This is a genomic window from Fodinicola acaciae (assembly GCF_010993745.1).
GTDB lineage: Bacteria > Actinomycetota > Actinomycetes > Mycobacteriales > HKI-0501 > Fodinicola > Fodinicola acaciae.
In genome coordinates, this window is the sequence record NZ_WOTN01000001.1 from 755,755 (window position 1) to 769,226 (window position 13,472).

A 13,472-nucleotide genomic window follows, 5' to 3' on the forward strand; every position below is an offset into this window, starting at 1 on the left:
GACCCCAGTCTAGGTTTCCCCGTGTTCAGCCCTGGCGGCGCCGTCCGCGCCGGAAGATCCGGGAAAACAGGCCGCGTTTGGGTTCCGGTGGCTGGGCGGTGACGACCGTACCCGTCGCCGCGACCTCGGCCTCGACCTGCGGCAGCTTCACCGTCTCCGGCATGTCCGACTCGTCGACGACCTCGGCGGCCGGCGCCGGCGGAGCGGCCGGTGGCTCCTCGTCGGCGAGGACATCGCCGATCACGGCCGTGACGTTGTCCGGTGCGCCGCGCTCGAGTGCCAACTCGATCAGCTGCGCCGTACACGCCTCCGGGTCGCCGATCTGCAGCATCGTGGAGGTGATCAGGTCCTTGTTGACCACGCCGGACAGGCCGTCGCTGCAGACCAGATAGCGGTCGCCGACCTCGACCGGCTCGATCCGGATGGACAGCTCGACCGGATCGGTCTGCAGCACCTTGGTGACCAGGTTGCGCTGCGGATGCGTCTCGGCGTCCTCCGGCCGGAGTGAGCCGCGCTCGATCAGCAGCTGCACGTACGAGTCGTCGCGGCTGAGCTGTTCGAGGCCGGCGCCGCGCAGCCGGTACGCGCGTGAGTCGCCGGCGTGCGCCATCACGATCTGGTCGCCGTGCAGCAGGAACGCGCTGAGCGTGGTGCCCATGCCGGCGAGGTCCGGCTCGGCCTCGGTGGCAGAGCGGATCCGTGCGGCGGCGTCGTCGGCGGCCGCGGCGAAGGCCGCCACCGGGTCGCCGTCGATCTCGCCGTCCATCACCGAGATGGCGGTGATGGCCGCCGCGCTGGCCACCTCGCCGCCGGCCGCGCCGCCGACGCCGTCGGCCACGACGATGAGCCGTTCGCCGGCGAAGTACGAGTCCTGGTTGTTCTCCCGGACCCGGCCGGGGTGGCTGGACGCTCCGGTGCGTAGCCGATGTGCAGTCGTGATCACCGTCCTATGGTGGCGGTTCTCGTCAACGATGTCTCTACCCAGTTTTGCGCTGGGTGACTTTCGTGCCGCATTAGACGGGATTGTCGTCGCCTTCGGTAGCCCTTTCGGCACGGTCGCGATAGGCGGCCAGCACCGCCTCGGCGGCAGTCAGCATTTCCTTTCGCAGTTCCGGTGGTGACACGACAACGACCTCGGCGCCCATGCCGAGCAACACGCCGCGCGCCGGCAGTATGCCGCGAAACCGGGCCGACACCGCGCACCAGCCGTCGGCGTCGGCCGGCTCGCACCGCGGCTCGTCCACCATCTGGCCGCGCGCGATGCCGAGGATCCGGTCGCGGCTCTCCGCGCGTACGAGCAACCGCGCGTCCAGGCCTTCGCCGCGCGACTCGAAGCGGCTGCGCAGCTGCTGCCACAGGTCTTCGAGGTCGAGGTCCGCCGGCCGGTCGGCGGTCTCGTCCAGGACGGTGGCGTCGAGGACGCGCGAGACGCGGAACATCCGCGGCTCGCCGCGGTGCGCGGCGATGAGATACCAGACGTTGGCCTTGTGCACGAGTCCGTATGGATCGAGGGTGTACGTCGCCGGCCGCCCGTCGCGGCCGTGCCGATAGCGGATGCGGACCCGCCGGTCGCGCCACACGGCGTCCTCGATCACCGGCAACGCCGGATGGTCCTCCTGGTCGCGGCCACCCCAGCGCCGGCTGTCCACCACCACGCGCCGCATGGCGTGGTCGACGTCCGGCTGCTGGCCGGCCGGGAGCGCTGCCATCAGCTTGCGCAGCGCCGAACGTAACGCCGGCTCCAGGCCAGGAGTCGAAGCGTCGCCCCGGCCGGCGAAGACGAACAGCGCTCGCGCCTCGTCCGTGCTCAGGCCGGTCATGTCGGTGCGATAGCCGGGCACCAGCGCGCAGCCGCCGTTGCGGCCGCGCTCCGCGTAGACCGGCACACCTGCCGCCGACAGCGCCTCTATGTCGCGATAGATGGTGCGCCGCGAGACCTCGAGCCGCTCGGCCAGCTCGCCGGCGGACAGCCGACCGCGGCTCTGCAGCAGCATCAGGATGGCCAGCAGCCGGTCGGATCGCATCGCTCCAATATATGACGCCGGATGTCACATTATCCCTGCCACGATGCTCCCGTACGTGTCAGTGACGACTGAGGAGCAGATGACATGAACGAACCGAGGCCGCTGTTCGGCAAGGCTCTCGACCAGGCGGGGCGGGTGATCGCCGCGGCCGGCGACGCGTCGATGGGTCTGCCGACACCGTGCGACGACTTCGACGTACGCGCGCTGTGCGGCCACCTGGTCTCGGTGGTGCGGCGCATCGAGCACGTCGGTGGCGGCGGGCGTCCGTTCGACATCCCGCAGATCACCACCGATGTGCCGGACGGCTTTCCGGCCGCGTTCGCCAAGGCGCGCGCGGAAATGGAGGCAACGTGGTCGGACGACGCCGTGCTGGACAAGGTGCTGGTGCTGCCGTTCGGCGAGTTTCCGGGCCGCATCGCGCTGTCCGCGTACACCCAGGAGATCGTCATGCACTCCTGGGACCTGGCGAAGGCGCTCGGCCGGCTGGACCTGTTGGACGACGAGCTTGCCGAGACGGTCCTGCCGATCGCGCGACGGGCCGTGCCGGCGGAGCCGCGTGGCGGCCGGATCCCGTTTGGTCCGGTGGTGGAGGTGCCGGCCGACGCCGGCGCGTACGCGCAGCTCGCGGGCTATTTGGGTCGCCAACCATAGTTGGACACAACATGGTGCGGTACACCGACACGCAAATCGGGCAAATCGTTATATGGTCGTGACCAAACGCTAGGGATTACGTACGCTTATTGAGGCAGATGTGACGTCTGGCATCGTTTGACACTCAATGTCCGTATTGTTAATTTTCACGGGTCCTGTCCTGCTTGAGGACTCACTGAAAGGACCCGTCCCATGCGTAGATTGCGTGCACGCACAGCGATCGTCGTAGCTCTCGCGCTGTCGGTGTTGCTCATCGGTGCCACCACGGCGCCTGCCACCGCAGCCACGGTCGCCAGCAGCCATGCTGTCGTCCACGTCCAGCAGGCGGCCGCACCGGCCGTCCACGCCGACAACCCGCCCGTGCCGGGCCTTCCGCCGCTGCCGGTGCCAGGAGGTCTGCCCAACCTCGGCGACCTGGTCGGCACCGTGATGGGTCTGCTGACCAGCCTGCTGAAAACCGTGACAGGACTGCTCGGCAGCGTCCTTCCGGTGCCACTCCCAGCACTGCCACTGCCGAAGTAGTCATCCGACAGAGCACGTGCGGCGCGCACGCCAGGCCAATGACGGCCCCCGCCAGTCCATGGCGGGGGCCGTTTGTCATCCGGCGGGCGTCAGCCGACGGCCGCCGCGCGGACCGACGTATCGGCCGTCCACGACCACCGGCGTCCCGGCCTGCATGACCCACGGAATTCCCACCGGCTGGTGCACCGGGTCCCGGTAGTCGCAGATGTCGGCGACGGTGTCGGCGTCGAAGGCCACCAGATCGGCCACCTTCCCCACGGCGACCACACCACGGTCCGGGATGCGGAACGTCTCGGCCGGCAGTGAGGTCATCCGTCGTACGGTCTCGGGCAGGCTCAGCAGAGCCAGGTCGCGGCGATAGCGGCCGAGCACCCGCGGAAACGTGCCGTACAGCCGGGGATGCGGTTTGCCGCCGACGCCAGGCGGCAGGCCGTCGCTGCCGATCATCGTGTAGTCGTCGGACAACGCCATCTCCACGTCGCCTTCGGACATGCTGAACAGCACCATCGAGGCGCGCAGCTCCTCGTTGACCAGCACCTCGATCAGCGCGTCGACCGGCTCGACCTGCCGCTCGGCGGCGATCTCGGCGAGGGTCTGGCCCTCGTACGCGTGGCTCGCGGTGGTGGCGACCAGGATGCCGTCCCAGCCGATGCCGTGCACGTGACTCTCCCAGCCGGGCGCGCCGGTCTCCAGCCGCCGCGCCAGCTCGGCGCGTCCGCCAGGTGGGTCGGTCAGCCGCTTGAGGATCGCCGCCTCGCCGTCGGCCAGGTAGTCCGGCGGCAGCACCGCGGTGAGCATCGTCGAGGACGCGTCGTACGGATAGATGTCCTGCGTGACCGGCCACTCGGCCTCGCGTGCCTGCCGGATGGCGGCGAGCGCGTTGGGCATCTGGCCCCAGTTGGGCCGGCCGGCCGACTTGAGGTGCGAGATGTGCGTACGGCCGGCGGCCACGCCGATCGCCAACGCCTCGGCGATCGAGTCGAGCAGCTCGGCACCTTCGTTGCGCATGTGCGTCGCGTACAGGCCGTCGCCGCCGAGGACCTCGGCGAGCCGGACCAGCTCGCGCGTGTCGGAGTACAGCGCTGGTGGATAGATCAGGCCGCTGGACAGGCCGAACGCGCCGGCCTCCAGCGCCTTCTCCAGCTCCTTGCGCATCAGGGTGACGGCGTCATCGTCGGCCGGTGCGTTGGCCATGCCCATCGCCGCGATCCGCAGCGTGCCGTGGCCGACCAGCGGGCAGTAGTTGGTCACGTATCCGGCCCGGTCGGTCGTCGCGTACAGCTCTGCGACGCTCGACCACGTCCAGTCCAGCGGCGGAAAGATCCGGCCGGTGAAGGCGGCGAACACCTCGCCGTACGCGGACAGTCGCGGCGCCAGGCTGAAGCCGCAGTTGCCGACCACCTCGGTCGTCACACCCTGCAGGATCTTCGTGGTGTCGTCGTCGGCGAGCAGCGGTGCGTTGTCGGCGTGCGAATGTACGTCGACGAAGCCGGGGGCCAGCACGAGGCCGGTCAGGTCATGCACAGTGACGTCCTTGTGGCCGCGAAACCCTCCGCGCGGCTCGATCGCCTCGATGCGGTCGCCGTCGACCAGCACGTCGACCGGCCGCAACGGCGCACCCGTACCGTCGGCCAGCTGCGCTCCGGCCAGCACCCGCCGTCCCGCGTCACCCATTCGCACCCCTTTCGCCCGCCTGCACGCAATCCTCCCATCATCCTTTTACCCGTGGCCTGGCCGGACGTGGAACGCCGGTCGCCAGACCGTCCGCCGAACGGCTGATTTTCCGGAACTGGCGTACCGATGGGGCGGACTTGACGCTACTTTCTCCTGGCCTCCAACGGTGGAGGCCGCACGGGGAAGGAAACACGGGGATGTATCGCAAGGTGATGGCGGTCGCGCTCGTCCTGGGACTGGGGCTCGGCGCGAGTGCCTGCGGCGGGGGATCGAAGCCGCCGACGACCGCAAAGGCAAACGCCACGAGCGCTGCCCCGCTCAGCCCGCTGGACCAGATCAAGGCCGCGCTGACCAGGAGCAAGCAGGGAAACAGCTGTAAGCTTGAGGTGTCGCTGAAGATGTCGATGTCCGACAACGTCGCGTTCACGCTGACCGGCACCGGCGTGACCCAGTTCAGGCCACCGGCCACCGACCTGAAGATGACCGGGACGGTCAGGGCGCAGGGCCAGAGAGTCCCGCTCAAGATCCACGACATCACGATCGGCTCGACGACGTACGAGAAGCAGAACAACGAGGCGTGGAAGAAGTCGAACGAGCCGGGCCTGGCCGGTCTGGCGAACATCGCCGCCGAGGGAAACAAGGACAGCGCGGTGGCCTTCCTGCAGTATTCCAAGGACGCCAAGTCGCTGGGGAGGACGACCATCCACGGCCAGCCGGCGACCGGCTATGACATCGCCCTGGACCCGAACTCGCCGGACGCCAAGGACCTCAAGGACGTGAAGATCAAGGTCTGGCTGGACGACAGCGCGCGCATCGTACAGATGAAGATGGCGGGGCCGATGAAGATCGACGACGGCACGGCCAACGCCGACATGACCGTCGCGATGTACGACTACGGGACGCCGGTCCACGTCGTCGCACCGAAGCACGTCTAGCTTTTCCAATGGGGAAAGGAAAAACGGGGATGTCAACGGCGACGGCTCGATGTGGTTCCAGCCGGCCGCGCTGGACGTGACGATGACCGGCAAGGTCACGGCCGGCGCCCAGAACGTACCGGTGAAAGATGCACATGATCGTCATCGGCGGCGACACGTACCAGTGGATCAACGGCCAGCGTGTCCGACGTTTGTTGTTGATCATGGGGTTTTCGCGTACGTCTGGATCAAAGTGCGTGACAATCCCATGGTCAACAAGAGTTGCCAGCCGAGCGCGTCGTCTGCGTCGGCGGCTGGGACTGGTCCCCGTGGGGCTGGGGCATCATGACGAAGCGGCCCGCGCGCAGGATCCCTGGGGACTCATCCAACATCTGAGCGGTCACCGCCCGGCCGCCGTCACTAGCTTGGCCGCCACCGCGGCGGCCACCTGCGGGTCATCCAGAACAGCGAGCTGTCCGCACCACCGCAGCAGCACCCGACAAACGAGCCAGGCGGCGCTGGGTGAGGGGCTGGAGACACCCTTGTCTCCGCAGTCCGGCTTCGGCCGATGTTCGCTCCAGATATGCGTGTCGCGAGGCCGTAGGTTGAGATAAGGGTGGCGATCCGCAGCCGGCCTCAATTGTGGCCGGCGCTTTGAATTTCGCGAGGAGACACGTGGCAACCCAACACCAGAACTGCGAGGAAGCCGCAACTCGGCAACACGCGCAAGGCGGTTCAACTGACTGGACGTCCAGTGGCCACGCAGAGACGGATCTCGGCCTCGAACTGGCCGAGCGCCTTGATCGACTGGCCGGCGCTGGTCGCACCGAAGGGCTGCACGGGCTGGTGATCATGAGACATGACCAGCTGATCGTTGAGCGCTACAGCGCTGGTGAGGATTTCCGGTGGAGTGACCCGCTAGGTCGGGTGTCCCACGGCCCAGACGTATTGCATGACCTCCGGTCGGTAACCAAGAGCATTGTCGGGCTGCTCTATGGGATCGCGTTGGCCCATGGCCAGGTGCCGACCCCCAAGGAGTCGCTGCTTCGGCAGTTCCCCGAATTTCCCGACCTGGCCGACGATCCCGCGCGCACCCGTCTCACCATCGAGCACGTGTTGACGATGACCATGGGCTTGGAGTGGAACGAAGACCTTCCCTACACCGGCACGACCAACAGCGAGAATGCGATGGAGCACGCACCAGACCGCCACCGCTTCGCCCTCGATCGACCGGTCATCGGTATACCAGGAGAACGCTGGATCTACAGCGGAGGCGCCTCAACCCTCCTCGGTCGACTCATCGTCAAAGGCACCGGTCAACCGCTGCCACAGTACGCCCGTCAAATGCTGTTTGAACCCTTGGACATCTCCACCTTCGAATGGATCACCGGCACGGATGGCGTGGCGTCGCCGGCGTCTGGCCTGCGATTGACCGTCCGCAGCCTCGCCCAGCTCGGCCAACTGGTCCTCGGTAACGGAAAGTGGGCAGGTCGCCACATCGTTCCCGCCCCGTGGCTGCAGGCCGCGCTCCGCCCGCGAGTGCGGGTCCCAGGCGGCAACGGCTACGGTTACCACTGGTATCTGGGAACCTTTCGCGCAAACGGCACCACGACAAACCCTGTCCGGTGGGCGGCCGCGATGGGCAACGGCGGCCAACGCCTCTTCATCCTCCATGACCTCGGCCTCGTCATCGCGATGACCGCCGGCAACTACGACGACCCCAGCCAGTCGACGACTCCCGCGGCAGTCTTGGAGGAAGCCATCTTGACCGCTATCAAGCACTGATCGAACAGTTCTCGCCCGTCGGCGGCTGGGACTGGTCCCCGTGGGGCTGGAGCATCATGACGAACATGACGACTCCGACATTCCGTCGCGTGGCCATCGCCGCATGTGCGCTCATAACGGCTGCCTGCGGCGCGCAGGCCGGTCGTACGACTCCTTCTAGCCCGCCGCACGCTGTCGCAAAGAGTCCAACCAGCAGCCCGAGCCCGGTCCAGTCAGGGGCCAAGGACGGTATGAACTACAAGGCCTGCTTCGGTGGCGACTGCCAGATCGCCGTGTCCAAGCCGGTCACGATCACATTGTCGGACTGGCCGACCGACGCCGGTCCCTTCACCGTACGGAAAATCAACGCCGCAAGCGTGGACGTACGCATGACCCTCCCCGCCGGCCCGAGCATCTACGCCACCATCAAGAAGGGTTGTACGACCGCCTTCTACGGCAACAACGCCAGCGGACTGGCAATCACGTCGTGCACACATGAGCCGGCCGACATCACCGGCATGTATATCAAGCAACTCGTGACGGTCGAAGGAATCACCGGCGGTACGGCAATCCTGACCCTGAAGTCCGAGTAAAGGCTTGCTGGGCGCGGGCGGTGTGGCTAGCCTGGACCCACTAACCAAATTTGGCCACTGGAGGATCATGGCTGGCGAGAAGACCGTGCCGCTGCTGCCGTGCCGGTCGATCGACGATGTGGAGCCCTTCTACGAAATGCTGGGATTCACGCGCACCTACCGCCAGGACCGGCCCTACCCGTGTATTGGGATGCGGCTCGAGGATGTGGATCTGCAGTTCTTCGGCATGGACGGGTTCAAGCCGGAGGACTCCTACGGCAGCTGCGTCGTCCTGGTGGCCGACACCAGCGAGGTGTTCGAGGCTTTCGCCGCCGGCATGCGAAAAGTCCATGGAAAGCTGCTCGTCTCCGGCATTCCGCGGATAACCAGGCCGCGCAAGCGGAAGAACGCCAACAACCACGCGGGTTTCACCGTCGTCGACCCTGGCGGAAACTGGATCCGGTTCATGGCGGCGAAACCGAGCCCCGAGGTGCCGGCCGAGGCGCTGGCGCGGTCGATACGAAGTGCCGTCGTCATGGGAGACTCGCTCGGAAAAGCCGACCAGGCCGCACGGATCCTGGACAACGCGCTGAGCCGAGACGCTGATACGGCTCGAAACGCCGATCTCGCGGAAGCCCTGATCTACCGCGCGGAGTTGGCCGTACGACTCGATGACCGCACCGCAGCGCGTGAATTTCTCGACCGGGTCGGCAAAATCCCGCTTACCGAAGACGAGCGCGAGTCACTGGACGGCCTGAGCGACCTGGCCGAGATCCTGCGAGACTGACGTGTCAGCTGTACGTTTGCTCGTGCTCGGTGCGATCCGTCGGCGGGGGAGAGCACACGGCTATCTCGTACGCACCGACCTGGAGGAGTGGGGTGCGCACGAATGGTCCACCGCGACCTCGGGATCCGTTTATCACGCACTGAAATCCATGACCGAGCAGGGCCTGCTGCAGGCCGACGAGACGAGCGCCAGCGAGGCTGGCGGGCCGCCGCGGATCGAGTACGCGGTCACCGACGATGGTGACCGGCTCTATTTCCGGCTTCTCCGCGATGCCTTGTCCAGCCGCGACCCGCGACTGGACCTGTTGGCCGCGGCGGTCGGCCTGATCGACGACCTGCCGCGCGCCGAAGCTGTTGCGTTGCTTGAAAAACGTGCGGGCGAGATGCGGAAATGGCGCGACAGCATCACCGCGCACGTCCCGGCGGACACCGACCTTGACAGCTGGGGTCCGGTCGGCGCGGTCATCGATTTGTGGCTGCACACCGCGGACAGCCGCCTTGCCTGGACCAACCGCCTCATCGACCGCCTCGAAAAAGGCGCCTTCGAGATGTCCGACTGACCTTATTCCCAGCGGAAAAATCGAGCGGCGGAGGCGATCGACAACACGGTCCACGCGGCCAGCACCAGCCACGAGAGCGGAGGTACGGACCCGCCGGTCAACGCGGCCCGCATGCCGGTGCTCAACGCGTCCAACGGTAAAAGGCCAAAAAACACGCTGCCGAAGGACGGTACGGCGGTCACGACGCCGCCGACCGCGAGCATCAGCAAATACAACAGATTCGCGCCGGCGAGCGTGGCTTCGGCGCGCAGTGTGCCGGCCATCCACAACCCGAGACCGGAAAACGCCGCCGTACCAAGGATCGCCAACGCGAAAGCCGCCGGAATGCCGGCGATCGATGGGTGCCAGCCGGCGACGAGCCCCACGATGGCGAGTACGACGACCTGGATCGCGATCACCGCGACCACGGCGGTGGTTTTCGCGACCATCAAAGCCCATCGCGGCAACGCCGAGGCGCCAAGCCGTTTCAGCACACCGTACGACCGCTCGAAACCGGTCGCGATCGCCTGACCCGTGAATGCCGTCGACATCACAGCGAGCGCCATCACGCCAGGCACGACGAAACCGAGACGATCGCCAACCGGCAGTCGTACGACCGAGGTCAGCCCCACGCCGAGCAACACCAGCACCGGGATGACCAGCGTCAGCAGCAGCGACTCACCGCGGCGCAACGTCAGCCGGAGCTCCATCAGCGACTGCGCAAGCAGAATCCGCGCCATCGGAGCGCGCGCTGGAGCCGGAGCGAAAGAGGTCATGCGCGCAGGTCCCGTCCGGTCAGCTCGAGAAACACGTCTTCCAGCGTCCGCCGCGCGGTACGCAGCTCGCCGAGCATGGCGTCGTGGCCGGCGCCCCATGCCGTGACGGTGGCCAGCACCTGCGGTGTGAGGTCACCGGACACGACGTACTCACCTGGCCGTGGCTCAGCGGCCGCGAGGCCTTCCGGCAGGGCCGCCTGCAGCGAGTTGAGCGGCAGGTTGGCCCGAGCCGTGAAGGACAGTCGCTCGCACCCGTCGCTGGTCAGCTGGTGCGGCGTACCGTCCGCGAGCACCTTGCCGTGGTCGATGATCGTCACCTGGTCGGCCAGCCGCTCGGCCTCGTCCATCAGGTGCGTGGTGAGTACGACGGCGACGCCGGCCCTGCGCAGCTCGTCGACCAGGTCCCAGGTGGCGTGCCGCGACTGCGGGTCCATGCCGGCGGTCGGCTCGTCCAGGAACACCAGCTCGGGCCGGCCGACCAGCGCCATCGCCAGGCTGAGCCGCTGCTTCTCGCCGCCGGACAGCCGCCGGTACGGCGTACGGGCGACCTTGGCCAGGCCCAGCCGCTCGGTCAGCATCGCGGTGTCCAGCGGGTTGGCCGCGTACGCGGCGACCAGCGCCAACATCTCGGCGGCACGCGCGCCCGGATAGACGCCGCCGGCCTGCAGCATCACGCCGATCCGCGGCATCAGCGCGTCGTGGTCGTCGACCGGGTCGAGACCGAGCACGCGCGCCGAGCCGGCGGTCGGCCGCCGATAGCCTTCGCACACCTCGACAGTGGACGTTTTGCCTGCTCCGTTGGGTCCGAGCAAGGCGTGTACGGTGCCGCGCCGGACGGTCACCGACAGGCCGTCGACCGCGGTCACCGATCCGTAGCGCACCTCCAGGTCCCGCAGCACCACCGCGGGTTCGTCGGCTCGCACGGCGCTACTCTACGCTTCGTAGAAGATCGCCACGCGGGGTGGTGCGGGTCCGGAGAAGAGTGATCAGTGCCACCGTTCCGCCTGGGTCTCTTAGGGTTGGCTCATATCCAGCGATTTACGTAACATAGACGTTGTGAAAAACGACAGCGATCAGTCGGTGCGCGGCAGCGTGCCTGATGGCGCTGTTCAGAATAAGGCGCTGGACGAGCTGGTCGCCGGGGGGATGGCCGAGCAGCGTACGCGCGACCGCGTGGTGCAGCTGCTGCTGGAGCACGGTCCGCAGACCGCCGCTCAGCTGGCGCAGCAGCTCGGCGTCGTGCCGGCGGCGATCCGCCGGCACCTGGACGGCCTGCTGGCCGAGGACCGCATCCGCCGCTCGCAGAGGCCGGCGGTCGGTCCGCGTGGCCGTGGCCGTCCGGCGCAGCTGTTCGAGCTCACCGACAGTGGTCGCGCGCCGTTCCCGCACGCGTACGACGACCTCGCCGCGGTCGCGCTGCGGCACCTCGCCGCGTACGCCGGCTCCGAGGCGGTCGAGAAGCTGGCCGCCGAGCGGGTCGCCGGGCTGGAGCGGCGCTGTCGCGAGGTCGTTGAGGCGGCCGGCGACGACCCGGCGGCCAGGGCGGAGGCGCTGGCCAGCGCGTTGACCGCGGAGGGCTACGCTGCCACCGCGTCGATGATCGCGTCCGGCGGGATGATCTGCCAGCACCACTGTCCGGTCGCGCACGTCGCCGCCGAGTTCCCGCAGCTGTGCGAGGCGGAGACCGCGGCGATCAGCCGGCTGGTCGGCAGCCACGTCCAGCGGCTCGCCACAATCGCACATGGTGACGGGGTGTGCACCACGCACATCCCCGTCCAGGCAATAAGGACCCGTTCCGGGAGGACACCCGCATGACCACCGCACCTGAGGTTCGGCCGATCAGCCAGGACGAGCACATCGAGGCGCTGTCCCGCTATGGCTACGGCTGGGCCGACTCCGACACCGCCGGCGCGTCGGCGCGTCGCGGTCTCAACGAGGACGTCGTACGGGACATCTCGGCGAAGAAAAACGAGCCGGAGTGGATGCTCAAGCGCCGGCTCAAGGCGCTGAAGCTGTTCGAGCGCAAGCCGATGCCGCACTGGGGTGCCGACCTCGGCGACATCGACTTCGACAACATCAAGTACTTCGTACGCTCGACCGAGAAGCAGGCCGCCAGCTGGGACGAGCTGCCCGACGACATCAAGAACACCTACGACAAGCTCGGCATCCCGGAGGCGGAGAAGCAGCGGCTGGTCGCCGGTGTCGCGGCGCAGTACGAGTCCGAGGTCGTCTACCACAAGATCCGCGAGGACCTTGAGGCGATGGGCGTCATCTTCCTGGACACCGACACCGGCCTGCGGGAGCACCCGGAGCTCTTCGAGGAGTACTTCGGCTCGGTGATCCCCAGCGGTGACAACAAGTTCTCCGCGCTGAACACCGCGGTCTGGTCCGGCGGCTCGTTCATCTACGTGCCCAAGGGCGTGCACGTCGACATCCCGCTGCAGGCGTACTTCCGCATCAACACCGAGAACATGGGCCAGTTCGAGCGGACGCTGATCATCGTGGACGAGGACGCGTACGTCCACTACGTCGAGGGCTGCACCGCGCCGATCTACAAGTCCGACTCGCTGCACTCGGCGGTCGTCGAGATCGTCGTGAAGAAAAACGCGCGCTGCCGCTACACGACGATCCAGAACTGGTCCAACAACGTCTACAACCTGGTCACCAAGCGCGCCGTCGCGCACGAAGGCGCGACCATGGAGTGGATCGACGGCAACATCGGCTCCAAGGTGACGATGAAATACCCGTCGGTCTACATGACCGGTGAGCACGCCAAGGGCGAGGTGCTGTCGGTGGCGTTCGCCGGCGAGGGCCAGCACCAGGACGCCGGCGCCAAGATGGTGCACGCGGCGCCGCACACCTCCTCGACGATCGTGTCGAAGTCGGTGGCGCGCGGCGGCGGTCGTACGTCCTACCGCGGCCTGATCCAGGTGCTGGAGGGCTCGTCGCACTCCAGGAGCACGGTGAAGTGTGACGCGCTGCTGGTCGACGCGATCAGCCGCTCGGACACCTATCCGTACAACGACATCCGCGAGGACGACGTGGCGATGGGCCACGAGGCCACGGTGTCCAAGGTCAGCGAGGACCAGCTGTTCTACCTGATGTCCCGCGGCCTCACCGAGGACGAGGCGATGGCGATGATCGTCCGCGGCTTCGTCGAGCCGATCGCGCGAGAGCTGCCGATGGAATACGCGCTGGAGCTCAACCGGCTGATCGAGCTGCAGATGGAAGGCGCGGTCGGCTGACCTCG

14 protein-coding genes are annotated in these 13,472 nt (G+C 67.6%); 9 read left to right on the forward strand and 5 right to left on the reverse strand.

Annotation, left to right across the window (positions count from 1 at the left end; translation table 11 throughout):
- Positions 1-25: 25 nt before the first annotated feature.
- Positions 26-943 (reverse strand): PP2C family protein-serine/threonine phosphatase, encoded by a 918-nt coding sequence (locus GNX95_RS03485; RefSeq protein WP_163505699.1) that lies wholly within the window; start codon positions 941-943, stop codon positions 26-28.
- Between the two features lie 70 nt (positions 944-1,013).
- On the reverse strand, positions 1,014-2,024 hold the full coding sequence (locus GNX95_RS03490; RefSeq protein ID WP_163505700.1) for a helix-turn-helix transcriptional regulator: 1,011 nt from the start codon (positions 2,022-2,024) through the stop codon (positions 1,014-1,016).
- 84 nt (positions 2,025-2,108) lie between these two features.
- On the opposite strand from GNX95_RS03490, the gene GNX95_RS03495 reads away from it, so the two are divergent.
- Both GNX95_RS03495 and GNX95_RS03500 read left to right on the forward strand, forming a co-directional pair.
- Complete coding sequence (locus GNX95_RS03495) at positions 2,109-2,675, forward strand: TIGR03086 family metal-binding protein (protein ID WP_163505701.1); 567 nt, start codon at positions 2,109-2,111, stop codon at positions 2,673-2,675.
- Positions 2,676-2,867: 192 nt separating this feature from the next.
- Positions 2,868-3,197: a hypothetical protein gene (locus GNX95_RS03500; protein WP_163505702.1), complete on the forward strand. Its 330-nt coding sequence runs from the start codon at positions 2,868-2,870 to the stop codon at positions 3,195-3,197.
- A gap of 75 nt (positions 3,198-3,272) precedes the next feature.
- Here the strand turns inward: GNX95_RS03500 and GNX95_RS03505 are convergent, their stop codons facing one another.
- Positions 3,273-4,871 carry an N-acyl-D-amino-acid deacylase family protein gene (locus tag GNX95_RS03505; protein ID WP_163505703.1) on the reverse strand — a complete coding sequence of 533 codons (1,599 nt, stop codon included), beginning with the start codon at positions 4,869-4,871 and terminating at the stop codon, positions 3,273-3,275.
- Between the two features lie 197 nt (positions 4,872-5,068).
- On the opposite strand from GNX95_RS03505, the gene GNX95_RS03510 reads away from it, so the two are divergent.
- The 5 genes from GNX95_RS03510 (at position 5,069) to GNX95_RS03530 (ending at position 9,467) form a co-directional block, all read left to right on the forward strand.
- The gene (locus tag GNX95_RS03510) at positions 5,069-5,806 is read left to right on the forward strand and encodes a LolA-like protein (RefSeq protein ID WP_163505704.1); all 738 of its coding nucleotides are present in this window, start codon (positions 5,069-5,071) and stop codon (positions 5,804-5,806) included.
- A gap of 654 nt (positions 5,807-6,460) precedes the next feature.
- Positions 6,461-7,570, forward strand: coding sequence for a serine hydrolase domain-containing protein (locus GNX95_RS03515; protein WP_222853371.1), 1,110 nt, complete (start codon positions 6,461-6,463; stop codon positions 7,568-7,570).
- Positions 7,571-7,800: 230 nt separating this feature from the next.
- Positions 7,801-8,142: a hypothetical protein gene (locus GNX95_RS03520; RefSeq protein WP_163505705.1), complete on the forward strand. Its 342-nt coding sequence runs from the start codon at positions 7,801-7,803 to the stop codon at positions 8,140-8,142.
- A gap of 67 nt (positions 8,143-8,209) precedes the next feature.
- On the forward strand, positions 8,210-8,908 hold the full coding sequence (locus GNX95_RS03525; protein ID WP_187369587.1) for a VOC family protein: 699 nt from the start codon (positions 8,210-8,212) through the stop codon (positions 8,906-8,908).
- A 1-nt stretch (position 8,909) separates the two neighbouring features.
- A complete protein-coding gene (locus GNX95_RS03530; protein WP_163505706.1) occupies positions 8,910-9,467 on the forward strand; it encodes a PadR family transcriptional regulator in 558 nt (185 codons plus the stop codon).
- A 2-nt stretch (positions 9,468-9,469) separates the two neighbouring features.
- Here the strand turns inward: GNX95_RS03530 and GNX95_RS03535 are convergent, their stop codons facing one another.
- Together GNX95_RS03535 and GNX95_RS03540 are read right to left on the reverse strand one after the other, a co-directional pair.
- The gene (locus GNX95_RS03535) at positions 9,470-10,222 is read right to left on the reverse strand and encodes an ABC transporter permease (protein ID WP_163505707.1); all 753 of its coding nucleotides are present in this window, start codon (positions 10,220-10,222) and stop codon (positions 9,470-9,472) included.
- Positions 10,219-11,145, reverse strand: coding sequence for an ABC transporter ATP-binding protein (locus GNX95_RS03540; RefSeq protein ID WP_163505708.1), 927 nt, complete (start codon positions 11,143-11,145; stop codon positions 10,219-10,221). Before GNX95_RS03540 ends, GNX95_RS03535 begins: the two co-directional genes overlap by 4 nt.
- Before the next feature lie 133 nt (positions 11,146-11,278).
- Between GNX95_RS03540 and GNX95_RS03545 the strand changes: the two genes are divergently transcribed.
- Positions 11,279-12,037 carry a helix-turn-helix transcriptional regulator gene (locus GNX95_RS03545; RefSeq protein WP_222853372.1) on the forward strand — a complete coding sequence of 253 codons (759 nt, stop codon included), beginning with the start codon at positions 11,279-11,281 and terminating at the stop codon, positions 12,035-12,037.
- Positions 12,034-13,467 carry a Fe-S cluster assembly protein SufB gene (sufB, locus tag GNX95_RS03550; RefSeq protein ID WP_163505709.1) on the forward strand — a complete coding sequence of 478 codons (1,434 nt, stop codon included), beginning with the start codon at positions 12,034-12,036 and terminating at the stop codon, positions 13,465-13,467. Before GNX95_RS03545 ends, sufB begins: the two co-directional genes overlap by 4 nt.
- Positions 13,468-13,472: the final 5 nt, after the last annotated feature.